Origin of the sequence: Diplocloster hominis, from assembly GCF_032380655.1 — a bacterium.
GTDB classification, from domain to species: Bacteria; Bacillota; Clostridia; order Lachnospirales; family Lachnospiraceae; genus Diplocloster; species Diplocloster hominis.
In genome coordinates, this window is the sequence record NZ_JAWDIY010000016.1 from 1 (window position 1) to 24,133 (window position 24,133).

Annotated in this window: 23 protein-coding genes and 1 pseudogene; 20 read left to right on the forward strand and 4 right to left on the reverse strand. The window is 49.0% G+C overall.

Annotation, left to right across the window (positions count from 1 at the left end; genetic code table 11):
• Window positions 1-286 precede the first annotated feature (286 nt).
• From ABC831_RS15080 to ABC831_RS15120, 9 genes are all read left to right on the forward strand, one after another.
• Window positions 287-925, forward strand: coding sequence for a cytidylate kinase-like family protein (locus ABC831_RS15080; protein ID WP_343248932.1), 639 nt, complete (start codon window positions 287-289; stop codon window positions 923-925).
• 185 nt (window positions 926-1,110) lie between these two features.
• Window positions 1,111-1,665 (forward strand): signal peptidase I, encoded by a 555-nt coding sequence (gene lepB, locus ABC831_RS15085; RefSeq protein ID WP_343248933.1) that lies wholly within the window; start codon window positions 1,111-1,113, stop codon window positions 1,663-1,665.
• A gap of 12 nt (window positions 1,666-1,677) precedes the next feature.
• The gene (locus tag ABC831_RS15090; protein ID WP_343248934.1) at window positions 1,678-2,211 is read left to right on the forward strand and encodes a Holliday junction resolvase RecU; all 534 of its coding nucleotides are present in this window, start codon (window positions 1,678-1,680) and stop codon (window positions 2,209-2,211) included.
• 128 nt (window positions 2,212-2,339) lie between these two features.
• Window positions 2,340-3,605, forward strand: a complete 1,266-nt coding sequence (hisZ, locus tag ABC831_RS15095) for an ATP phosphoribosyltransferase regulatory subunit (RefSeq protein ID WP_343248935.1) — start codon at window positions 2,340-2,342, stop codon at window positions 3,603-3,605.
• Window positions 3,606-3,607: 2 nt separating this feature from the next.
• On the forward strand, window positions 3,608-4,243 hold the full coding sequence (hisG, locus tag ABC831_RS15100) for an ATP phosphoribosyltransferase (RefSeq protein ID WP_343248936.1): 636 nt from the start codon (window positions 3,608-3,610) through the stop codon (window positions 4,241-4,243).
• 146 nt (window positions 4,244-4,389) lie between these two features.
• Window positions 4,390-5,682: a histidinol dehydrogenase gene (gene hisD, locus ABC831_RS15105; protein WP_343248937.1), complete on the forward strand. Its 1,293-nt coding sequence runs from the start codon at window positions 4,390-4,392 to the stop codon at window positions 5,680-5,682.
• Window positions 5,683-5,721: 39 nt separating this feature from the next.
• A complete protein-coding gene (gene hisB / locus ABC831_RS15110) occupies window positions 5,722-6,312 on the forward strand; it encodes an imidazoleglycerol-phosphate dehydratase HisB (protein ID WP_343248938.1) in 591 nt (196 codons plus the stop codon).
• Window positions 6,313-6,542: 230 nt separating this feature from the next.
• The gene (hisIE, locus tag ABC831_RS15115) at window positions 6,543-7,790 is read left to right on the forward strand and encodes a bifunctional phosphoribosyl-AMP cyclohydrolase/phosphoribosyl-ATP diphosphatase HisIE (protein WP_343248939.1); all 1,248 of its coding nucleotides are present in this window, start codon (window positions 6,543-6,545) and stop codon (window positions 7,788-7,790) included.
• 132 nt (window positions 7,791-7,922) lie between these two features.
• Complete coding sequence (locus ABC831_RS15120) at window positions 7,923-8,273, forward strand: hypothetical protein (protein WP_343248940.1); 351 nt, start codon at window positions 7,923-7,925, stop codon at window positions 8,271-8,273.
• 52 nt (window positions 8,274-8,325) lie between these two features.
• Here ABC831_RS15120 and aroC read toward each other — a convergent pair whose 3' ends face one another.
• From aroC to ABC831_RS15135, 3 genes are all read right to left on the reverse strand, one after another.
• Entirely contained in the window at window positions 8,326-9,426 is a 1,101-nt protein-coding gene (gene aroC, locus ABC831_RS15125) for a chorismate synthase (protein WP_343248941.1), read from the reverse strand.
• Window positions 9,427-9,494: 68 nt separating this feature from the next.
• Complete coding sequence (locus tag ABC831_RS15130) at window positions 9,495-9,833, reverse strand: cupin domain-containing protein (protein ID WP_343248942.1); 339 nt, start codon at window positions 9,831-9,833, stop codon at window positions 9,495-9,497.
• Window positions 9,834-10,105: 272 nt separating this feature from the next.
• Complete coding sequence (locus ABC831_RS15135; protein ID WP_343248943.1) at window positions 10,106-12,508, reverse strand: cation-translocating P-type ATPase; 2,403 nt, start codon at window positions 12,506-12,508, stop codon at window positions 10,106-10,108.
• Window positions 12,509-12,961: 453 nt separating this feature from the next.
• Here ABC831_RS15135 and ABC831_RS15140 point away from each other — a divergent pair, with 453 nt between their 5' ends.
• From ABC831_RS15140 to ABC831_RS15165, 6 genes are all read left to right on the forward strand, one after another.
• Entirely contained in the window at window positions 12,962-13,381 is a 420-nt protein-coding gene (locus ABC831_RS15140) for a BlaI/MecI/CopY family transcriptional regulator (RefSeq protein WP_343248944.1), read from the forward strand.
• Window positions 13,374-15,014 carry a M56 family metallopeptidase gene (locus ABC831_RS15145; RefSeq protein ID WP_343248945.1) on the forward strand — a complete coding sequence of 547 codons (1,641 nt, stop codon included), beginning with the start codon at window positions 13,374-13,376 and terminating at the stop codon, window positions 15,012-15,014. The genes ABC831_RS15140 and ABC831_RS15145 overlap by 8 nt, the downstream gene beginning before the upstream one ends.
• Window positions 15,015-15,109: 95 nt before the next feature.
• Window positions 15,110-16,240 carry a tRNA guanosine(34) transglycosylase Tgt gene (gene tgt, locus ABC831_RS15150; RefSeq protein ID WP_343248946.1) on the forward strand — a complete coding sequence of 377 codons (1,131 nt, stop codon included), beginning with the start codon at window positions 15,110-15,112 and terminating at the stop codon, window positions 16,238-16,240.
• Between the two features lie 176 nt (window positions 16,241-16,416).
• Window positions 16,417-16,719: a preprotein translocase subunit YajC gene (yajC, locus tag ABC831_RS15155; RefSeq protein WP_343248947.1), complete on the forward strand. Its 303-nt coding sequence runs from the start codon at window positions 16,417-16,419 to the stop codon at window positions 16,717-16,719.
• 153 nt (window positions 16,720-16,872) lie between these two features.
• Window positions 16,873-17,433 carry an RNA polymerase sigma factor gene (locus tag ABC831_RS15160; protein ID WP_343248948.1) on the forward strand — a complete coding sequence of 187 codons (561 nt, stop codon included), beginning with the start codon at window positions 16,873-16,875 and terminating at the stop codon, window positions 17,431-17,433.
• A complete protein-coding gene (locus ABC831_RS15165) occupies window positions 17,430-17,987 on the forward strand; it encodes a hypothetical protein (RefSeq protein ID WP_343248949.1) in 558 nt (185 codons plus the stop codon). Before ABC831_RS15160 ends, ABC831_RS15165 begins: the two co-directional genes overlap by 4 nt.
• A gap of 23 nt (window positions 17,988-18,010) precedes the next feature.
• Here the strand turns inward: ABC831_RS15165 and ABC831_RS15170 are convergent, their stop codons facing one another.
• Window positions 18,011-18,469 (reverse strand): MerR family transcriptional regulator, encoded by a 459-nt coding sequence (locus ABC831_RS15170; RefSeq protein ID WP_343248950.1) that lies wholly within the window; start codon window positions 18,467-18,469, stop codon window positions 18,011-18,013.
• 187 nt (window positions 18,470-18,656) lie between these two features.
• Here ABC831_RS15170 and ABC831_RS15175 point away from each other — a divergent pair, with 187 nt between their 5' ends.
• The 5 genes and pseudogenes from ABC831_RS15175 to ilvD all read left to right on the forward strand — a co-directional run bounded on the left by ABC831_RS15175 (window position 18,657) and on the right by ilvD (window position 24,122).
• Window positions 18,657-19,199, forward strand: a complete 543-nt coding sequence (locus tag ABC831_RS15175; RefSeq protein ID WP_343248951.1) for a flavodoxin family protein — start codon at window positions 18,657-18,659, stop codon at window positions 19,197-19,199.
• Window positions 19,200-19,229: 30 nt separating this feature from the next.
• Window positions 19,230-19,835: pseudogene (locus ABC831_RS15180) on the forward strand (alpha/beta hydrolase); the annotation flags it as partial.
• Window positions 19,836-19,873: 38 nt separating this feature from the next.
• Window positions 19,874-20,626, forward strand: a complete 753-nt coding sequence (locus ABC831_RS15185; protein ID WP_343248952.1) for a carboxymuconolactone decarboxylase family protein — start codon at window positions 19,874-19,876, stop codon at window positions 20,624-20,626.
• A gap of 621 nt (window positions 20,627-21,247) precedes the next feature.
• On the forward strand, window positions 21,248-22,330 hold the full coding sequence (leuB, locus tag ABC831_RS15190; RefSeq protein ID WP_343248953.1) for a 3-isopropylmalate dehydrogenase: 1,083 nt from the start codon (window positions 21,248-21,250) through the stop codon (window positions 22,328-22,330).
• 115 nt (window positions 22,331-22,445) lie between these two features.
• Window positions 22,446-24,122 carry a dihydroxy-acid dehydratase gene (ilvD, locus tag ABC831_RS15195; protein ID WP_343248954.1) on the forward strand — a complete coding sequence of 559 codons (1,677 nt, stop codon included), beginning with the start codon at window positions 22,446-22,448 and terminating at the stop codon, window positions 24,120-24,122.
• The last annotated feature ends 11 nt before the right edge of the window (window positions 24,123-24,133 follow it).

Below are 24,133 nucleotides of genomic sequence, written 5' to 3' on the forward strand. Positions count from 1 at the left end.
CCCCGGATAAGCCAACATCCGGGGACAGGCCCCTTTCTCCACGCAGTTACTTGAAGATTTAGCTTTCCTACCGAAAGGTGCCAGTCCCCTCTCAAAATCCCCATTTACCAAAGATGGCCATGAATCGTAACGCCCCTGATTTACCGCCCGCTTCCGCCCCTAAAAATATTTTACATTTCACAGCGATTAGGTTATAATAAATATACAACAAGGAGCGGCTTTAACATTGGTAATCAGACATCCTTCGGGAAAGAAGATGCCGAAGCCCAAAAGGAGAGTGAATCGTATGGGTAATACTATAATTACGATCGGAAGGCAGTACGGCAGCGGTGGCCGTGAGATTGGAAGAAAAGTAGCGGAAAAGCTCGGAATCAAATGTTACGATAAAGAATTGCTGGCAGTTGCAGCCAAAGAGAGTGGGATCTGTGAAGAATTATTTGAAAATCATGACGAAAAACCCACCAACAGCTTCTTATATTCCCTGGTTATGGATACATATTCCTTGGGATATTCTTCCGCGGCATTCTCAGATATGCCCATCAACCACAAGGTATTCCTGGCACAATTCGATGCCATTAAAAAAATCGCTGACGAAGGTCCCTGTGTATTAGTTGGCCGCTGTGCGGATTACGCGCTGGCGGATTATCCGAATATGGTAAGTGTATTTGTTCACGCGGACATTCAGGCTCGAATCCGTCGTATTGCGCGAATCTATGATCTGACGGATGCGAAGGCAAAAGATATCATCCATAAGACCGACAAAAAGAGAGCCAGCTATTATAATTACTATTCCAGTAAAAAATGGGGCGAGGCCACCGGATATAACCTGGGTATCGACAGCGGAGTCCTGGGTATCGACGGAGCGGTCAAAATGATCCTCGACTTCGTAGAAGTCAAAGAATCCACTCCAGACCCCAAACTATAGCGAGGAGCAAAATTTTCAAATAGATGATAGAACCGCCGGGTCAGCTTTTGTATATGCTGACGGCGGTTCTATTTTGCTTGGGACTGGGGGGCTAATATCAAATCTATTGGTAATTTTATGAAAGAGGTGTTATAATAGTTGGGAAGTGCGCTTGCGCTTTATCAAGTAACGGAGGCTGTTAATTCATGGCAAAAGACAATAGAGATACTGAAAACAGAGAAGTGAGTATAGGGAGGGAGATCTTAAGCTGGGTTGGAGTTATCGTATTTGCAGTGGCGCTGGCGTTGTTTTTGAACGCGTTTATTCTGGTTAATGCGGAAGTCCCTACCAAATCGATGGAGAATACGATCAAGGCCGGAGACCATATTATGGGCCTGAGAGTGTCTTATTGGTTCAAAGGACCGGAACGGGGGGACATCGTTGTGTTTAAGTTCCCGGATGACGAGTCTCAGAACTTTGTGAAAAGAGTGATTGGGCTTCCCGGGGATTCTATTGAGATTGTGGACGGAAAAGTCTATATCAATGGCAGCGATACACCTTTGGATGAACCTTATCTGAAAGAGACTCCTTATGGGTCTTTTGGTACCTTTACCGTACCGGAGGGGTGCTATTTCATGATGGGGGATAACCGGAATGATTCCCATGACTCTAGATTCTGGAATCATACTTATGTGACCGAGGATGAGCTGATCGGGAAAGCTTATTTTAAGTATTATCCGGGCTTTCAGATGCTGCATTGACGGAGGGATGAGATGGCTACCTGGAATTCAAGAGGCTTAAGGGGTTCTACCCTGGAGGAGCTTATTAACCGAACCAATGATATGTACCGGGAGAAGGGGCTGGCTTTGATTCAAAAGGTTCCGACTCCTATTACCCCGATTAAGATTGATAAGGATAACAGGCATATTACCCTGGCGTATTTTGAACAGAAAAGTACAGTGGATTATATTGGGGCTGTTCAGGGGATACCGGTCTGCTTCGACGCGAAAGAGTGCACGACCCAGACATTTCCGCTTCAGAATATTCATGCGCATCAGATGCAATTTATGAACGAGTTTGAACATCAGGGAGGAATCGCATTTCTCCTTCTTTTTTATACTTCTGAGAACTTTTTTTATTATCTTACTTTTCGGCAGCTGCAGAAGTTCTGGAACAGGGCTGAAAACGGGGGCCGTAAGAGCTTTCGCATGGAGGAACTGGAACCGGGGTTTCAGATACATCCGGGAAAGGGAGTTATGGTCCCGTATCTGGAAACACTGCAGAAAGATCTGGATCAAAGGGATTGACAAGTGTGCGGATTGTCTATTATAATAAATGGGATTTATTTAGCTACCAAATTAGAGAATTACCACTTTAAAGCAATAAAGTAAAGCCGGATGTATCGGGTGGCAAGGGTCAGGAAACGGAGGCAGTTATGAGACAGCAATTATTACATACGCCGGAGGGAGTCCGGGATATTTATAATGAAGAATGTGCCAGGAAGAATGTGCTGCAGGAAAATCTGCACCAGGTTATGCAGTTATACGGATACCGGGATATTCAGACGCCTACCATTGAATTTTTCGATGTGTTCAGTAAGGAGATCGGGACCACGCCGTCCAGGGAGTTGTACAAATTCTTTGACCGGGAAGGGAACACTCTGGTTCTGCGGCCGGATATCACGCCGTCCGTGGCCCGTTCCGCGGCCAAATATTTTATGGATGAGAAGCTTCCGCTGCGCATGTGCTATATGGGAAATACATTCATTAATCATTCCAGCTATCAGGGCAGGTTAAAAGAGACCACCCAGATGGGCGCGGAGCTGATCGGGGACGGAAGTGTGGATGCTGACGCTGAGGTGATCGCGCTGGTGGTGGAAGCGCTGCTGAAGGCAGGGTTAAAAGATTTCCAGGTAAGTATCGGACAGATTGATTTCTTCAAAGGTCTTTTGGATCAGGCCGGAATCGAGGAAGATACCGAGGAAATGCTGCGGGAACTGATCTCCAATAAAAATCATTTCGGAATCGAGGAGCTGGTGGAGGAACAGCAGCTCAGTGAGGAACTGAAAAAAGTATTCCTGAAAATGCCGGAGCTGTTCGGCGGCGCTGCCGTGCTGGATGAGGCGAAAGAATTGACCCGCAATGACAGATCCTTACAGGCGCTGGAACGGCTGCGGGAGCTGTATGAGGTATTGTGCTGTTATGGCTATGAACCGTATATTTCCTTTGATCTGGGGATGATCAGTAAATATCATTATTATACCGGGGTGATTTTTAGGGCTTATACCTATGGAACCGGAGACGCGATTGTGAAAGGCGGCAGGTATGATAATCTGCTGGGGCATTTTGGCAAGGAAGCACCCTCCATCGGCTTTGCGATTGTGATTGACCAGCTGATGATGGCATTGTCCAGGCAGAAGATCGATATTCCCCTTTCGAACAGCACGACTCTTTTGCTCTACGAAGAACCGCTGCGGCAGGCGGCGATTCCGTTGGCTGTGGGGCTTAGAAAGACGGGGGCTCAGGTGGAAATGATACGGAAAAGCCCGGACCATGGGATGCATGAATATCTGGAGTACGCAAGGCAGAACCGGATCGGGGGAATACTGGTCCTAAGGCCTGATGGGCAGATTGAAATGATACATATGTCGGATGGAAGCAGGCAGACCGTGAACCTGAAAGATCTGATTGAAGGAGTGTAAGAATGAGATATTTGACATTTGCATTGGGCAAAGGACGGCTTGCCAGCAAAACGCTGGAGATGTTTGAAAAAATCGGCATTACCTGTGAAGAGATGAAGGACAAGGGTTCCAGAAAGCTGATCTTTGTCAACGAGGAGCTGAAACTTAAGTTTTTCCTGTCCAAGGGACCGGATGTACCCACTTATGTGGAGTACGGCGCTGCGGATATCGGGATCGTAGGCAAGGACACCATACTGGAAGAGGGCCGGAGAATGTACGAAGTACTGGATCTGGGCTTTGGAAAATGTACGATGTGTGTGTGCGGACCGGAATCTGCCCGGGAGTTATTAAAACATCATGAGCTGATCCGGGTGGCAACAAAGTATCCGAATATCGCAAAGGATTATTTTTATAATAAGAAACATCAGACGGTGGAAATTATTAAGCTGAACGGCTCCATCGAGCTGGCGCCGATCGTGGGGCTGTCGGAAGTGATCGTGGACATAGTGGAGACCGGCTCCACGCTTAAGGAAAACGGCCTGAAGGTATTAGAAGAGGTATGTCCGCTGTCCGCGCGGATGGTGGTGAATCAGGTCAGCATGAAGATGGAAAATGAGCGGATCAGCCGGATGATTCAGGAGTTGAAGAGTATCCTGTAACGTAAATGCGGCATACAGAAGAATGCGCATGTGAAAATAATTCAATAATACAGAAGCACGGCAATAAGAAGCGCAGCAATTCAGAAATGAAACAATACAGAAATGAAACAATACAGAAAGTACTATATACAGGAGGCAAGGTTACCATGAAGACCATACAGATTACGGAAGAATCCAGAAAAAACCTTCAGGAACAGCTGCTCAAAAGAAGCCCTTCCAGCTACGGAGAGTTTGAGGAGCGGGTGGCGCAGATCGTAGACGATGTAAAGCAAAAGAAGGATCAGGCATTATTTTCCTTTACTGAAAAGTTTGACCATACTGTAGTTACGGCTGATAATATTCTGGTTACAAAAGAGGAGATCGAGGAAGCCTATACGCTGGTCGATCCGGAGCTGGTAGAGATCATCCAGAAGGCCAAGGCCAATATCGTGGAATACCACGAGAAACAGCGCCAGTACAGCTGGTTCGACAGCAAGCCCAACGGTTCCATGCTGGGACAGAAGGTGACTCCGTTAAAGCGGGTCGGCGTCTATGTACCCGGAGGGAAAGCGGCATATCCTTCTTCCGTGCTGATGAATGTGCTTCCGGCCAAGGTCGCGGGTGTGGATGAGCTGATTATGACGACTCCTCCGATGAAAGATGGAAAAATCTATCCCGTTACCCTGGTAGCGGCTAATGAGGCAGGCATCGACCGGATTTACCGTGTGGGGGGAGCGCAGGCGATAGCCGCACTGGCTTTTGGAACGGAAAGCGTACCGAAGGTAGATAAAATCGTAGGGCCCGGAAACATCTATGTAGCTTTGGCCAAGAAGGCCGTATACGGTCATGTAAGCATTGATTCTATCGCGGGTCCCAGTGAAATCCTGGTATTGGCGGATGAGACGGCCAATCCCCGTTATGTGGCGGCAGATCTGCTGTCCCAGGCGGAGCATGATGAGATGGCGTCCGCCATCCTGGTAACGACCAGCAGGGAGCTGGCCGAACAGGTGTCCAAAGAGGTGGAGACCTTCACAGCGGAGCTTTCCCGAACGGAAATCATGCAGGAATCGCTGGATAATTACGGCTATATTCTGCTGGCGAAGGATATGGAAGAAGCTGTCGAGACGGCAAATGAGATCGCATCGGAACATCTGGAGATCATCACAGCCAATCCCTTTGAGGTAATGACAAAGATCCGGAACGCGGGAGCGATATTTATCGGTGAATATAGCAGTGAACCGCTGGGCGATTATTTCGCGGGACCGAACCATGTGCTTCCCACCAACGGGACGGCTAAGTTCTTCTCCCCCTTAAGCGTAGATGATTTTATCAAGAAATCCAGTATCATCTACTATTCCAGAGAGGCGTTAGAACCGGTTCATGAGGATATTATCAAATTCGCTGCGGCGGAACGTCTGACGGCCCATGCCAATTCCATCAGAGTCCGCTTTGAAGATTAACTATTTGGGAATACCCCTTTGAAAGAATAGGAGAGTGTCATGCAGCAGAGAATCGGAAGAGTTGAGAGAAATACCAGTGAGACAAAGATAAAAATGGAGCTGAATCTGGATGGGAGCGGTAAAGCCCAGATCGATACCGGGATCGGTTTCTTCGACCATATGTTAAACGGCTTTGCCCGGCATGGATTGTTTGACCTGGATGTGAAAGCGGAGGGCGATCTGATCGTGGACTGTCACCACACAGTGGAAGATACGGGGATCGTGCTGGGGAACGCGATTCGCAAAGCTGTGGGGAACAAACAGGGGATCAAACGGTATGGAAGCCTTATGCTTCCCATGGACGAGTCGTTGGTCCTGTGCGCGGTAGATTTGTCCGGGCGGCCGTATCTGGTCTATGACGCAGAATTTACGTCGGACAGAGTCGGTTATCTGGATACGGAGATGGTACGGGAGTTTTTCTATGCCGTCAGCTATGCGGCCGGAATGAACCTGCATCTGAAGCTGATGTACGGCAGCAACAACCATCATATCATTGAGGCTATGTTTAAGGCTTTCGCCAAAGCATTGGATGAGGCAACCGTGTATGACAGAAGAATACAGAATGTACTGTCTACAAAAGGAAGTCTGTAAATAAATAGACTGTAGATAGAAAGTCTGTAAAATAGAAAGCCTGTAAATTGATAGCCCGTAAAATAGAAAGTCTGTAAATAAATAGACTGTAGATAGAAAGTCTGTAAATTGATAGCCCGTAAATAGAAAGCCTGTTAATAGAAAGCCCGTATATAAAAAGCACGTAAAAATTATCACATATAAAAGAATTTATAAAAAAGGTCAACTGTAAGGAGTGTAAGGCAAATCTTATGAATAAGAAGAAACTCATACCATATATAAGAATCCACGACCGTTCGGACAATGCGCTTGCGCAGGCTCAGAGCTTCGCAGACCGGGGAGCCGACGCGCTGCTGATCCTGGACTGTTCCGCAGACGATATCCGTCACGATGAAGTGATCGGGGAAATAAAAGAGATCTATCGGAAGGTGGATCTGCCCATCATCGCGGGTGGGAATATCAAACGGCTGGAGGATGTGAAGAAACTTCTCTACGCCGGCTGTGATAAAGCGCTGCTGGAGCTGTCCAATGAAGCACACACGGCACTTCTTAAGGATGCTTCCAAACGTTTCGGGAAAGATAAAATCGCTGTGTCGGCAGATGATCTGGAATCTCTGATGAAACAGCGGGCCGATATTCAGGAAAACGCCTCTCTGGTCGTCTATTATGGTTCGGAAGACGCTGGCTTAGTGGAACGGAATATGGTGGTGCCCTGGATTATTTTCCTGACAGTGGACGTGGAGGCTGCGATCCCTGCTTATCTGGAACAGTCCGGGCTGACCGGTGTATCCAGCGTGTCATTGAGTCGGGATACGGTGGATTATATGGAATTAAAGGAACAGTTCCGGGCCAAAGGATATCCGATGGATGTCATGGAGAGCGCAATAGCCTGGGAGGAGTTTCAGTTAAACAGTGACGGCCTGATTCCTGTGGTGGTTCAGGATTACCGCACGGACCAGGTCCTGATGCTGGCCTACATGAATGAAGAAGCATTCCGGATGACTCTGCGGACAGGACGAATGACTTATTGGAGCAGAAGCCGCAGGGAACTGTGGGTGAAGGGCCTGACATCCGGACATTTCCAGTATGTCCGCTCACTGAGCGCGGACTGCGATAAGGACACGATTCTGGCAAGGGTATCTCAGGTGGGAGCGGCATGCCATACGGGAGCGGTTTCCTGCTTTTTCAACGAACTGGTTAAAAAGCAGTATGATGAGACAAATCCCCGGAAAGTGTTCGAGGATGTCTATGGCGTTATCATGGACCGCAAAGAACATCCGAAGGAGGGTTCCTACACGAACTATCTGTTCGATAAGGGAATCGACAAGATCCTGAAGAAGGTGGGGGAAGAAGCGACGGAGATCATTATCGCCGCTAAGAATCCCGATCCGGAAGAGATAAAATATGAAATATCAGATTTCCTGTATCATGTTATGGTTTTGATGGCGCAGCGGGGCGTGACCTGGGAAGATATCATGAGAGAACTGGCCAGAAGATAGAAACGAAAGGCAGATATTACCAGTCGGGCGGCATAAACCTCATATTTCTCACATATAGTATACAAAAGGATGGATAAGTTATTCCGAATGAACGGGATGCGCTGTCCAAAGTGAGAATAAGGAGGAAATAAGATGCCCAAAAACCCGATGGAATACCGGCAGCAGCTGTTGGCAGAAGCCAGAGCAACCATGTCTTCCAGCCACGGGGAGTCTGCGTTTCGCAATCCCGGCCTGATTCATCCCAGATACGCAAGAACGCAGGAACAGCAGGAGACAGAAGGAAAGGTTAGCTTTTTCAAAGTGCGCTGTGTCATTGCAGTTGTTCTTTTCCTGGGATTCCTCGTATTATACACGACGGGGGCTTCTGTGTTTCAGTATGACAGCCAGAAAATTGTTTCCACGTTTTCTGATACGATTGAAGCAGAAGATGTATCCGCTTATATCCAGGATGTGAAAAATCAATTATTCCCGGAGGATTCCTGATCCTTCGGGAATTACTTTTTTCAACCGTGCCAGTTCTCTGTGCAGCTGGTTATCATTTAAAAAACTCCGTAATTTTATCCAGGCGGGAAGTCATACTCTGGAACAACATATCGATCAGAGTAACAGCGGCCATAGATTCCACCACCACTACGGCCCTGGGGACGATAATCGGATCGTGACGCCCTTTGATGCAGATTTCCTGAGTCTCCTGACTGCGGTTGACCGTCATCTGCGGGGCTGCGATCGATGGTGTCGGCTTGACCGCGGCCCGGAAAATAATGTCGGAACCGTCGCTGATACCGCCCAGAATCCCTCCGGCGTGATTTGTTGCTTTCGTGATATTGCCGGAAGCGTCGATACTGTATGGGTCATTATTGTCCAGTCCGGTAGAGCGGGCAGCAGCAAAGCCGTCACCGATCTCAAACCCTTTCACGGCGCCAATGGACATAATAGCTTTGGCCAGGTTAGCATCCAGTTTTTCAAAAACAGGTTCACCGGCTCCCTGGGGGAAATTCCGGATCACACATTCGATGACGCCGCCGGAAGAATTCTGATTATGCATACATTCCTGCAGATAGGCGGCAGCCTCCCCGGCAGCGACCGGGTCAGGCATATGAAACGGGTTTCGGTTGATTTCTTCCGGGTCAAAACGCTCGGGTTTTACATCCACCGGTCCGATGGACTTCGTGTAAGTTGTCAAAGTGACACCCAGCGTCTGGAGAAGCTTACATGCAACGGCGCCTGCGGCCACCCGGGCGATCGTCTCCCTCCCGGAAGAACGTCCGCCGCCGCGGTAATCCCGGAAGCCATATTTTACGTCAAAATTCAGGTCTGCGTGACCCGGACGGTAATAATTGGCGATCTCACTGTAATCCCTGGAACGCTGATCCGTATTACGCACCAGCATAGCGATGGGCGTCCCGGTAGTACGGCCCTCAAAAACTCCGGAGATAATCTCGACCTGATCCCCTTCCTTGCGCTGTGTAGCGAATTTGGACGTTCCCGGTTTACGCCGGTCCAAATACACCTGAATATCTTCTTCCGTCAGCAAAAGGCCGCTGGGGCAGCCATCCACCACCACGCCGATACCGTTACCATGAGATTCGCCCCAGGTAGCTATTTTAAATACTGTTCCATATGTAGATCCGGACATTTGAAGTCAACTCCTTATCGTATTCGAATATTTTTTCACATAAGTTCAGGCATAAGAGTTCCGCAAGCCTATGCATAGAGGACGAGAGCAACCACCACCATATCCCGGCTTCCGGTATTCATAAGTCCATGATACTGACCGGGCCGGATCAGTCCGGCTTCCCCGGCCTGAATAGGCTTCTCCTCCTCCTGATCCTGAAAGATCCCTTCTCCGGAGAGAATATAATAAACCTCGAAGTTCCCTAAATGCTGGTGATAACCGATAGACGATCCAGGCGGCAGTACCATGCGCAGCATGACCTCGCCTTTTCCCATCAGATCCTCCTCATTCAACACCGGATACAATTCGATCTCGCCTTTTCCGCCAAAACGGTTCGAAACGCGTCTGCCTTTTTCCCGCCGAATCATGTTATTTTCCCCCTGCTTAATCAGAATAAACCGCGCCGCAAAAAGCGCCTCTTATTATTTTTAATCCCTGCATGTATGCGGACTCATAGTAACCCCTGAGTGTATAATATCGTACACTTTCCGATTCCTGCTGTCAATAAAAAACACTGGAAAGTTGTGATTCAGGAGCAATTATAGGAGGGGACAGGCCCCCTTCTCCACACGGTTGCTTGAAAGCCTGGATCTACAGCCGAAAGGGGTGTCCCCCTCTCTTTTCAGCCTTCACGAAACGCCTATGGAAGAACCTTCGGAGCAGCAGAGTTCTGCCGTTTCCGATTACGGAAGTAAGCAGTAATTTTCCGGTACAACCGTTTCCCATAATTCAAAATCTCATAAATGGTATCTATCAAATGCGGAGTAAAGAGCACCAGCCCCAAAACCACGATGATCTCCCGGAACTTAATGTCCACCATATTTAACATATCCGGAACCAGGAGCAGGCTGACCAGGAAAAGGAAAAACATTACATAATAAATGACTTTCCGAATAACCGATTCCAGCGGATACACCTTTCGGATCATATACAGGCTTGTGATGCCGGTAGTAAGGACACACATGGTAGAACGCACGGACACAGGGGTGTCAAACAGCCGGCAGAACGCGGTGATGCAGATAATCTCCAGTACGATAGTCAGTGCGCCGGTCAGAGCATTTTGCAATACGTTCTTTAAAAAGCTTCCGCTGACCCGGTTGAAATTCGGTTCCAATGACAGCACAAAGGTGGGGATACCGACGGCCCACATACTGATAATCGACAGCTGGATGGGAATGAATGGATAGGAGGCGCTGATCAGTAATGACATAATGGTCAGGATCAGGGAAAAGATCGTCTTGACCAGAAAAAGGGATGCGGCGCTCTGGATATTGTTGATGACGCGGCGGCCTTCCCGTACGATATAGGGCATGGACCCGAAGTTGGAATCCAGCAGTACCAGATTGGAACAGTTTTTGGCGGCATCGCTTCCGGCCGCCATGGCGATACTGCAGTCGGCCTCCTTTAACGCCAGTACATCATTGACGCCGTCGCCGGTCATGGCAACGGTATGTTTGGCTTTTTTCAGAGCAAGCACAATCTCTTTTTTTTGCTCCGGTGTGACCCGGCCGAATACCTGGTATTTTTCAACAGCTTCCTGAATCTCTTTTTTTGTTTTTAGTTTCGTGGCATCCACATAAGCATCCGCCCCGGTAAGACCTGCCTTTCTCGCTATATTGGCTACGGTGGCGGGATTATCCCCGGAGATGACCATCAGCCGGACATCGCGCTCGGCAAAATAGCGAAGTGTGTCTTTGGCATCGCTGCGGATGACATCGCTTAACAGGATGATAGCGCAGGCTTTTAAGCCCTCCGGCAGACCGGTACCATCGGTCATAGCGGGACTGTGGGCCAGTACAAGGACCCGGATTCCTTTGGAGGTGTGCATATCTATTTTCTGGCGAAGGAATGAATCCTCCTGGGGGAACATAAACTCATAAGCGCCCATGATATATGTCCCTTTCCCCTCAAAGGAGACACCGCTGTACTTCCTGGCCGAAGAGAAGGGGATCGTATGGACAGCCCGGTAGTTCTGATATTCCGGGAAATGTTCCTTCATCGCCATAAAGGTGGCATTGTCATCCTGAAGGCTGTACATGATATTTCCGATGATTTCTTCCGCGGGGACATTTTCCTCAAGCAAAATCAAGTCCTCCACCTTCATGGTACCTTCTGTCAGCGTACCGGTTTTGTCCAGGCACAGAACATCCACCCGGGCCAATGTCTCGATACAGAACAGCTCGTGCACCAGAACCTGGCGTTTACCCAGATGAATGACACCGACGGCCAGCGCGATACTGGTCAGCAGCACCAGACCCTCCGGTATCATCCCCAGAACGGCCGCCACCATATTGACGATGGAGTCGGCAAACGTGGCTTTGCTGATGAAATACTGGCTGGCAAACAGGCCGGCGCCCAGCGGAACGATCAGGATACTGATGATCTTCAGGATAATATTGATGGAACGCTGCAGCTCGGAGGAGTGTTTTTTTAATTTACGTGCTTCGGACATGATTTTAAAAGCGAAATTGTCTTCCCCCACATGCTCCACCTGGACAGCCGCCTGGCCGGATACCACGAAACTGCCGGAAAACAGATGATCTCCCGGACGCTTCACAATGATATCGGATTCCCCGCTGATCAGGGATTCATTCACCTCAAGGGTTCCCTGGCGGACTACAGAGTCGGCGCAGATCTGATTGCCGGTAGTGAGCAGCATGATATCGTCCAGCACCACGTCATCGATGGAAATCTTCTCGGATTTGTGATTCCTGCGGACGGTCACTTTGGAAGCGGTGATTAAGGATAGTTTGTCCAGTGTTTTTTTTGCACGGATTTCCTGGAATATCCCGATCGCGGTGTTGCAGATCACGATTCCCAGAAAGAACAGGTTCTTAAAGGAACCGACGAATATAATCAGGCCCGCTAAGACCGCATTGATTAAGTTGAAAAACGTCAGGAGGTTGTCTCTTATGATCTGTTTGATACTCTTTGCGTTCGCATCCTCCTGATAATTAAAACGGCCGTCATTCAGCCGCTGTTCGACCTCCTCAGAGGTCAGGCCGCCGCGGATATCAATCCCTTTTTCCAGTTGTGTATTCATTTGGATAATCTCCATTTTTCGTATTGTTCCTATCTTCTATGTAATCTATTATAACGCTATTTCACATATTGTCATTTAAAAAAGTATAAAATTTCTCTTATAATATTCTAAATATTACAAGAGGTACAAGAGGGGACTGGCATCTTTCGGCAGTAAAGAGAAACCTTCCGGCGACTGCGTGGAGAAAGGGGCCTGTCCCCGGACGCCGGCCTGTATGAGGAAAAAAGACGCCTGCCCCCCTGGATGCCTGTCTATTCGAGTCAACATCCGGGGACAGGCCCCTTTCTCCACGCAGTTGCCGGAAGGTTTCCCTTTACTGCCGAAAGATGCCAGTCCCCTCCCAAAATTTTCTGCACATACATTGACAATCGTATTATACACTTGTATAATATGATTATAATTATACATGTGTATAAATAGAAATTCTGCCGGAAAAGGAGGGACTATATCGGTATGGGAACCAAAGAATCAAATCATAACAGGGTATGCGGGAAGCATCTGCCGGAAGCGGAGCTGGAGATTATGCAGGTCGTGTGGAAATGTAAGGAACCGGTAAGCGCAAGCTATATCCTGTCTAAGCAGACGGGCCGGGCCTGGGCGCTTCCCACATTGATGACCGTGCTGTCCCGGCTGACACAGAAAGGGTTCCTGATCTGTGATAAACAGGGGCGCAATAATTATTACCGCCCAGCCGTATCAGAAGAAGCGTATAAGGCGGCAGAGGGGAAAACCATGCTGAAAAAGCTGTACCGAAACTCCTTTCCGGATATGGTAGCATCCTTATACAATGGCAGAGCGATACAAAAAGAGGATCTGCTGGAACTCAGAAAGATGATCGATGAGCTGGCGGGAGAGGAGGATATCCATGACTGAACTTTTTCTGAACATGGCGGCTGTGTCTGTTACCGCTGGAGCACTCCTTCTGCCGCTGCTGCTGTTTTCCGGATTCCTGAACCAGCGGATCCGCATGAGCTGGAAAAAAGGAATCTGGTTCATGCTGGCCGTCCGCCTGCTGATTCCGATTCCGTTTCCGGAGGCGGTATTTCACGTGCGGATTCCGGATGGAGAAATGCGGACCGCCGCCGCGGCAGTCCCGGAAAGGGAACCGGCAGGCCAGGTTATGAAGGGAGACGGAATCGGGCTGTATCAGGCTGGCGAAAGGGAAGCGGAAGGATCGGCCGGCAAACCGGGAAAAGACGCGGCAGCAGCAGGTGACTCCAATATGCTTACAGTTCTGATGTGGATATGGGCGCTGACGGCCATTGTTTTTATCCTGTTCTGCCTGACCGGATATCTCTCGTTCTCACAGAAATTAAAGAAGAGTGCCGGAGAGGTCACCGACCCTGTGGTCCGGAACACTTTTTTAAAACTTTGTGGGCAGCTGGGCTTAGAGCCTGACCGGATCGCGCTGGTTTGGAGCAGCGAAATAAGCCTTCCCTGTGCCTATGGATACATCCGGCCCCGGATCTGCCTGCCGGAACGGAAGATGGAAGAACAGGAGCTGAGCTGCCTGTTAAAACACGAATTGTATCATATCAGGCAGCATGATCTCTGGTATAAGCTTCTGTTCCTGATTGTAAACGCGCTCTACTGGTTCCATCCCCTGGTGTATCTGATGCGCCGGGAGGCGTACAAGGATATGGAGTGCCGCTGCGATGAGCTGGTCATAAAAGATACCGGCCCCTACGGGAAAAAAACGTATGCGCAGGTTCTCCTTTCTGCGGTCTCTTACGCAGAACAGCCGGGCGGTGTGTTTCCTACCGGATTTTCAGAAAACAGGAAATCGCTGGAAGGACGCCTGAGAAATGTGATGAACGGACGGAAAAAACGGCTTGGCACAGCGGTGGCGGCAGCGATAACGGCAGCGCTCCTCCTGCTTTTGACAGGCAGTCTGTTCAAGCTGCAGCAGCCAGGAGCCGGCCGGGATCTTTTGACAAGGCTCGACCTGACGCAGGAGGAAGAAAATGAAATCACCAACAGGGAAATGAGCGGTACTGCCGCCAAATATTCCTATGAAATCGATGGATCATACCGCAGAGTAACGCTGCAGCTGGAGATGTGGGAAAAAGGGGAACTACAGGACATCCTGGGTGAGCAGACGCTGCCCTTAAGGGAGACAAAAGGGGAACTTACAGCTGCCTTTGACTCCGACGCAATCTTTCAGGAAAACCAGGAGATCGGATGGCGCGCCGGTATCCGCCAGATACCGGAGGGATTCTTCCGAAAACGCACGAATCCGGAAGCAGCGGTTACAACCAAGTGGAGTATAAGGCTGCCCCGGGAACCCGAATTTATCGGGGCAGCCTACGGCTGCCTTGGAGAACTACCCACAGAAAAAGAAACGGTCATAGAAGAAGGCCGGCCGATCGTACTGGCCCAGCTGATTATGGATGCAGATAACCGGCTGGAACTAATCTCCATAGATCCCACGGACAAAGAGACACTGCGCACCTACGATCTCGTCTATCTGCTTACCTGCCGTTTTTCGAAAGAGGAAGCGGTATGAGCCGGCAACCCTCTCTATTGAATCTTGACCAGGTATATGGTACACTCTAACAGAATATTAGGAAACACTACAACTTATAAATCATGGAGAATAAAATGTACCGATTACTAAAACAGGACGAAAAAGCAAAAAGAGGGGAGTTCCACACCGTTCACGGCGTGATTCAGACCCCTGTATTTATGAATGTCGGAACCGCGGCGGCTATTAAAGGAGCCGTATCCACGGAAGATCTGAACGCCATCGGCACCCAGGTGGAATTATCCAATACCTATCATCTGCACGTCAGGCCCGGAGATGATGTCGTCTATAAAATGGGCGGCCTGCACAAATTTATGGTCTGGGACAAACCGATCTTGACCGACTCCGGCGGATTCCAGGTGTTTTCCCTGGCAGGGCTTCGGAAAATCAAGGAGGAGGGGGTCTACTTCCATTCACATATCGATGGCCGCAAGATCTTCATGGGCCCGGAACAGAGCATGCAGATCCAATCCCACCTGGCTTCCACCATCGCGATGGCCTTCGACGAGTGTCCGTCCAGTGTGGCGGAGCGCAAATACGTGGAAGATTCCGTAGCCCGGACTACCCGATGGCTTCTGCGCTGCAAAGAGGAGATGGCGAGACTGAATTCCCTGCCCGAGACCATTAATCCCCATCAAATGCTGTTTGGAATCAATCAGGGAGCCATCTTCGAGGATATCCGCATCGCCCATGCGAAAGAGATCGCTGCCCTTGATCTGGATGGTTATGCGATCGGCGGTCTGGCCGTAGGAGAGAGCCACGAAGAGATGTACCGGATTCTGGACGCGACGGTCCCCCATCTGCCGGTGGATAAGCCTACCTATCTGATGGGAGTCGGAACTCCGGAAAATATCTTGGAAGGCGTGGACCGGGGTGTGGACTTCTTCGACTGTGTATATCCCACCCGAAACGGTCGGCACGGCCATGTATATACGAACCGCGGCAAGTTAAATCTGTTCAATGCCAAATACGAACTGGATTCCCGCCCGCTGGAAGAGGGGTGCCAGTGTCCTGCCTGCCGCAGATACAGCCGGGCCTACATCCGGCACCTGCTGAAGGCCAAAGAGATGCTGGGCATGCGCCTATGTGTCCTCCATAATCTCTATTTCTATAACACGATGATGGCTGAAATACGCGACGCGATTGATGCCGGGCGTTACCAGGAATATAAGAGGGAGAAAATAGCCCGCATGCGTGCGGGAGAGTAAATGGGCGGTTCTCAGGGGAGAGTTGTCTTTCTTACCGAAAAGGTGCCTGTCCCTCCCATATATTAAAAAAATATAAAATCTAAGAAAGTACTTGATGAATCTTTGGCAATTGTGTAGAATGGACGTAATGGGTAAAAATACCAGGAGAGATTATAGTGAGATTAGGAGGAACTATTATGTTATTAGCAACACAAAGCGGAGGCAGTCCCTGGGTGCTGTTGATTTTTTATGTTGTTGTATTTGGCGGTCTGATGTATTTCATCGCGATCCGTCCTCAGAAAAAAGAGCAAAAGAGAATGGCCGCACTGCTGTCCTCTGTTGAAATCGGCGACAGCGTCATCACTACCAGCGGATTTTATGGCGTCATTATCGATATTACCGACGAAGATGTGATCGTAGAATTCGGCAGTAACAAAAACTGCAGGATTCCAATGAAAAAATCCGCGATCGCAGATGTGGAAAAAGCGGAAATCGAATAAGATTGTTTTAAAAACAGACAGGCTGCTGCCGCGTCTGCGATGGAATCATCGCAGACGCGGCAGCGTTTTTATATCATAGAAATTTTGTGTAGGATGTAGTTTTTCCGGCTAAAACCGTAGTTATATAGTGAAGCCGGAAAGGAGGAGATATGATTGGCAGGAGATGAAATAATCATTAAATTGTTTTTCGAGCGTTCAGAACAGGCTATACGAGAGCTGGATATAAAATACGGCAAAGTTTGCCATAGGCTCTCACACAATATTTTGAATAGCTGGCCGGACGCGGAAGAATGTGTGAACGACGCTTATTTAGGCGCATGGAATGCAATACCGCCGGCAAAACCGAATCCTTTACAAGCATACATCTGCAAAATCGTTCGGAACATTTCTTTGAAACTCTATTACCGAAAGGAAGCGGCGAAAAGGAACAGCACCTATGATATTGCGATGGAAGAACTGAACTTCCAGCTATCCTCACCGAACACAGTTGAAATGGAGATTGAAGCAAGGGAATTAGCCCGTATCATTGAAAGTTTTCTAGATACGCTTACAGTAGAAAACCGCGTGATCTTCATGCGCCGCTATTGGTTTTCCGATAGTTACAAGGACATAGCCAAACGTGTAGGACTGACCGAAAAAAACATATCTGTCCGGCTTGCCCGTACCCGTCAGAAGCTGAAACAATATCTGATTGAAAGAGAGGTGTTCGTATGAACACAAAGATTTTTTCTTACGCTATGAGCGAGATTGACGACAAGTATATTGAAGAAGCCATATCTTACGGCAAGAACCGCTCCGCAATAAAATATCCCAGTCCCCAAAAAATAATTATCCTGGCTGCTGCTTTTATCGCATTATTAGCTCTTTGCGGTTTTGCCGCTTATGAACTTGGGCTGTTTGACCCGTGGCTGCAAAAGCCGTCTGCCAATCCAACCGAAACCGTTCAAAGTGCGATTGAAAATCAAATCGGCAAGGAGTATACGATCAGTGTGCGCGTTGAGGAGATTAAGGTGGATTATAATGAAACAGCGCGTGTAACGGCTATGTATTCCGGCAGCGAGCTCGCAGAAGCCCGGGGGTGGACAAACGGGTATCTTGCAGAAAACTTTGTCGTTGTGTGGGCTAAATATTATGTGGAGTACGACCACACAAAGACTTTTATTGATGACGGTTACACGGAACAGTATTTTTACTTAACCCAGGACACAGAAACCGGCGAGTGGACGATTATCGACAACACTTCACCGAATACGGGTACCGAGGAATGAATGTAAGCGCCACGGAACAATCTTCAGGGATGAACGGGAGGGTGATCAATATGGGCACGGTTATAAATGGCCTGCATTTCACCCGGCAGTTTATCCGGCAGCATTTCGTTCAGACGGTCCTCGTTGCCGTCTTTTAGTGCCTGTTCGTAGTACCAGCATTTGAACCGGAGCATATCCAGCACTTTTTCCAGTCTCCTTATTTCAGCTTCCACCACTTCTTTTTGGTTAAGGAAAAGCTCCAGCCGCTGTGGGTAAGTCCGGCTTCCCTCGGAGCACCATTCCATAAATTTTTTAATATCTTTTATTTCCATGCCGGATTTTTTCAGGCATTCGATTACCCGAAGGGCTTCCAGTTCCTTCTCAGAGAATTTGCGGATACCTGAAGAACGCTTTATGTCGGGAAACAGGCCCTCTTTGTCATAGTAGCGGAGGGTGGAAACCGGCAGCTGGAACATCGTCGATACTTGTCCTATCGTATACATAAGATTTACCTCACAGAAACAGATTTAATAGTTTAAAAATAGGTTAATAGTTAATAGATCAAAAACACAAAAATGAAAAAATGGAAAAATGCAAAAATAGATCTTGACCTGAAGTTAGGTTTAGGTATTATCATGATAATATCACAGATTGGTAAAAAGATCAATCTGACATTTAAGGAGGATATACATGACCAGGAAAGTTCTTGTTATCAGCACCAGCTTAAGAAATCACAGCAACTCGGAGATACTGGCAGATTCTTTCATAGAGGGGGCGAAAGCGGCAGGGAATGATGTGGAAAAAATAACGTTAAAGGACAAGTCCATCGCTTTTTGTAAAGGCTGTCTGAACTGTCTGACGCTGCACCGCTGTGTCATAAAAGATGATGCGGTTGAGATCGCGGAGAAAATGAAAACAGCAGATGTAATCGTATTTGTCACTCCGATTTACTATTATGAAATGAGCGGACAGATGAAAACATTGCTCGACCGTGCGAATGCGCTCTACTCGGCAGACTATGCGTTTCGGGATATTTATTTCCTGTCCTCGGCGGCGGAGGATGAGGAGGGTGTGGACGAAAGAGCGGTCCAGGGCCTGGAAGGCTGGATCGCCTGTTATGACAAATGCCATTTATCCGGCAAGGTATTCGCCGGAGGGGTAAATGATGCGGGTGAAATAAAAGACCATCCGTCACTGAAAAAGGCCTATGACATGGGAGCATCCATCAAATAATGGAAGAGGATAAAAATGGAAGAGAAATATCCTGAAAAAATAGGTATTATCGGTATCTGCGGCTGGGGAGGGATGGCGTTAAATGCGGCCGCCATCGATACGAGAATTAAAGCAGTGGCTGCATCTACCATGTATGATATGTGCCGGGTAAACGCAAAAGGGTATTTTGATTCCGAGGACAGCGAAGAGGCCCGTTATGAGAAACGGAAAGCCCTGAACGCGCAAAGAACCAGCGATTACAAAACTGGAGAATATGCAAGGGGAGGCGGTGTTGTGGACCCTCTGCCGGCGGACGCGCCGTTCTATGTAAAAGACTATCATGATTATTATAAGACAAGCCGCGGTTACCACGAGAGATCCTTGAATTCCAATGACGGCTGGAATATAACATCCGCTTTGCCGTTCTTAAATATGCCTATTCTGCAGTATAGCAGCGAAATCCGCAGTGCAGTTCTCCTGATCCATGGTGAAAAGGCCCATTCCTGCTATTTTAGTAAGGATGCCTTTAAAAAACTGAAGGGTGACAACAAGGAACTTCTTATTATCCCCGGGGCCGTCCATACAGACCTCTACGATCAGATGGATATCATCCCATTTGAACAGATGACGGAGTTTTTCAGGGCCAGATTGCAATAAAATGTAAATTATCGATGAGAAAACGGGAGGATACGATTATGGAAAAACAAACAGCGGGCAGAGATGCCTTAAATGACTTCGCACCGAAATTTGCCGAATTAAATGATGATGTGCTATTTGGGGAAGTCTGGGCCAGGGAGGATAAGCTATCCCTGAAGATGCGCTCCATTGTAACAATGACAGCGCTCATCAGTAAAGGAATCGTGGACAGCTCCCTGAACTATCATTTGTCAGCGGCCCGTAAAAATGGTGTTACGAGGACGGAAATGGCGGAAATTCTGACACATCTTGCTTTCTATGCCGGTTGGCCTAATGCATGGGCGGCATTTCGCATGGCAAAGGAGGTGTATGAGGAGGGCCCGGATACCGGGGAGCATGGAGGTTTTTTCGGATTGGGTGAGCCGAATACCGCATACGCCCGGTATTTCATTGGCAACAGTTATCTGAAACCACTGACTGATCCAAAGAAAACCGTATTTGTTGCGAACGTGACCTTTGAACCGGGCTGCCGGAACAACTGGCATATCCATCATGCAAAAACGGGCGGCGGCCAGCTGCTCATCTGTGTGGATGGCGAAGGCTGGTATCAGGAGGAGGGGAAGGACGCACAGTGTTTAAAACCGGGAAGCGTCGTTACGATCCCCGCGGGAGTAAAACACTGGCACGGAGCGAAAGCGGACACTTGGTTCAGCCATCTGGCCGTAGAATGTCCGGGTGTGGATACTTCCAATGAGTGGCTGGAGCCTGTGACGGATGAGCTTTACCACAGCCTTTATACCTCTCAAGCTTAGATGCTTGGGAGGTGTTTTTTGGTTGGGGAAATAAGTACCCTGTCGGATAAAAAAGCCTGCAAAGGGTCTCACAGCAGCGTATTCCTATGACGCTGCTGCATATATAATAGGAAGTTATTAAGTACGGGATTAGAAGATAATAATCTATACTAAGATGATAATAACTTTATTGTAAGAAGATAATAACTCTATTGTAAGAAAATAATAACACTAAACTAAGAAGATAGTAAATCCCGGATATGAATATAGTAAATCATGGATATGAATGTAGTTAATCCTGGAACGAAACGATCTGCGGCAATACCTGCTTTTTCGGGAATAGGAGCATACTGTAACATACCCAACAATCCCAATACCGGCTCGTGACCCTGGTTAATTGAAGAATGTTGGACCCGGTTGGCCCCGGTTATATTGAAGAAATAGTTGAAATCTCGAAAGAAATAGGCTATCATGATACTAATATCGCTTTTTTTCAATAGGTAAGTGTTCCTAATGAATAAAGAGCGCCACCGGGGGGATCGCACTGCGGGAACGGAAAAAGCCGCTTGCACGGCCCGCCGCTGGCAAAGAGTTTCGCAGGCGGAACTCTATTTAGGTGAAAGAAACAAAGGAGAGAGGACAATGAACTATCATATTGCGTTGATTCCGGGAGACGGGATTGGCCCCGAGATTGTAGCTGAGGCCAGGAAGGTATTGGACCGGATTGCTGAAAAATATGGGCATGAGTTTGAATATCAGGAATTGCTGTTAGGAGGCGCCTCCATCGATGCCACCGGAGTCCCGCTGACAGATGAGACTGTAGCCGCCGCGAAGAAGAGTGACGCGGTTTTGATGGGCTCCATAGGGGGGGATACGACCACCTCGCCCTGGTATAAGCTGGCACCGGAGCTGCGCCCGGAAGCCGGACTGCTGAAAATCAGAAAAGAATTAAATCTATTTGCAAATCTAAGACCGGCTGTTCTGTATGATGAATTAAAAGCCGCCTGCCCGCTTCGGGACGAAATCATCGGCGACGGATTCGACATGTTGATTATGAGGGAACTGACCGGAGGTCTATATTTCGGAGAACGTAAAACATTTGAAGAAAATGGTCTCACGACAGCTGTCGATACGCTTACATATAACGAAAACGAAATCAGAAGAATTGCCATAAGAGGATTTGACGTAGCCAGAAAAAGACGCAGGAAAGTGACCAGCGTGGACAAGGCCAATGTGCTGGATTCCTCCAGATTGTGGAGAAAAGTGGTTCAGGAAGTGGCTGCGGATTATCCGGATGTGACTTTGGAGCATATGCTGGTGGACAACTGCGCCATGCAGCTGGTGAAGAATCCGGGCCAGTTTGATGTGATCCTGACGGAGAATATGTTCGGGGATATTCTTTCCGATGAGGCCAGCATGGTGACCGGTTCCATCGGTATGCTGTCATCCGCCAGCTTAAATGATACGAAGCTTGGACTGTATGAGCCCAGCCATGGATCGGCTCCGGATATCGCCGGTAAAGGAATCGCCAATCCGATCGCCACGATTCTGTCCGCGGCGATGCTGCTCCGATACTCCCTGGATCTGGACCAGGAGGCGGATGCGGTGGAAGCGGCCGTGAAGCAGGTGCTGAAGGAAGGATACCGGACGGTGGATATCGCATCGGAAGGCTGCGCTCAGGTTGGGACTGCGCAGATGGGAGATCTGATCGTGCAGAGGATCTGAATGAAACAGGAGGACTGATCGCGCAGAGAATCTGGCTGAAAACAGATGACAAATAGGTATATATGTGCAAAAGAATTGATGTACAAGAAAACAGGTACAGTAAAGGGGAATGGATATGAGAAGTGATTCAGTAAAAACAGGTATGCAGCAAGCCCCGCACCGGTCTTTGTTTAACGCGCTGGGACTTACGAAGGAAGAGCTGGAACGGCCGCTGGTGGGGATTGTCAGCTCGTATAATGAGATCGTCCCGGGACATATGAACCTGGATAAGATTGTGGAAGCGGTAAAAATTGGAGTGGCTATGGCCGGAGGAACGCCCATCGTATTTCCGGCGATCGCGGTTTGTGACGGAATCGCCATGGGCCACACCGGTATGAAATATTCTCTGGTTACCAGGGACCTGATCGCGGATTCCACGGAGTCCATGGCCCTGGCCCATCAGTTTGACGCTCTGGTGATGGTGCCAAACTGCGATAAGAATGTACCCGGACTATTGATGGCGGCCGCCCGGATCAACGTACCCACTGTGTTCGTAAGCGGCGGGCCGATGTTAGCCGGCAAGGTGAGCGGGCAGAAGAGAAGTCTCTCCAGCATGTTCGAAGCCGTTGGCTCCTACAGTGCCGGGAAGATGACGGAGGAAGAGGTGACGGAGTACGAGAACAAGGTATGTCCCACCTGCGGTTCCTGCTCCGGTATGTATACGGCCAACAGTATGAACTGCTTAACCGAAGCGATCGGCATGGGGCTTAAGGGCAACGGTACGATCCCGGCGGTGTATTCCGAGCGGATTAAGCTGGCGAAACACGCCGGAATGAAAGTGATGGAGCTTCTTGAGAAAAATATAAAACCCAGGGATATCATGACGGAAAAAGCGTTCTTAAATGCCCTGACTGTAGATATGGCTCTGGGATGCAGCACGAATTCCATGCTGCACCTGCCGGCGATCGCCCATGAGGCCGGTGTGGACTTAAATGTGGATATTGCCAATGAGATCAGCGCAAAGACCCCGAACCTGTGCCATCTGGCGCCGGCCGGCCCGACTTATATGGAAGATTTGAATGAAGCGGGCGGAGTCTATGCGGTTATGAATGAGCTGGACAAAAAAGGCCTGCTCTATACGGATCTGATGACCGTAACCGGCAAGACCATAGCGGAAAATATTAAGGGATGTGAAAATAAAGATCCCGAGACAATCCGGCCGATCGATCACCCTTACAGCGAAACCGGCGGTATCGCCGTACTGAAGGGAAATCTGGCTCCGGACTCCGGCGTGGTCAAACGCTCGGCGGTGGCTCCGGAGATGTGGGTTCATGAAGGGCCCGCCAGAGTCTTTGACTGTGAAGAGGACGCGATCGACGCGATCAAGGGCGGAAAGATCAACCCCGGTGACGTGGTGGTCATCCGCTATGAAGGCCCTAAGGGGGGACCCGGCATGAGAGAGATGCTTAACCCCACATCTGCGATTATGGGGATGGGACTGGGCTCCTCCGTCGCACTGATTACCGACGGCCGTTTCTCAGGGGCGTCCAGGGGCGCCTGTGTGGGCCATGTATCACCGGAAGCTGCTGTGGGCGGTAACATCGCGCTGGTGGAAGAAGGGGATAGGATCCGGATCGATATCCCGAATAATACGCTGAACTTTGAGGTTTCCGAGGAAGAGCTGGAAGCCAGACGGGCAAAATGGCAGCCCAGAGAGCCGAAGATAACCACCGGATACCTGGCCAGATATATGGCGATGGTAACCAGCGGTAACCGCGGCGCGGTCCTGGAAGTCCCGGGACAGAAGAAATAGAAAGAGAGGTT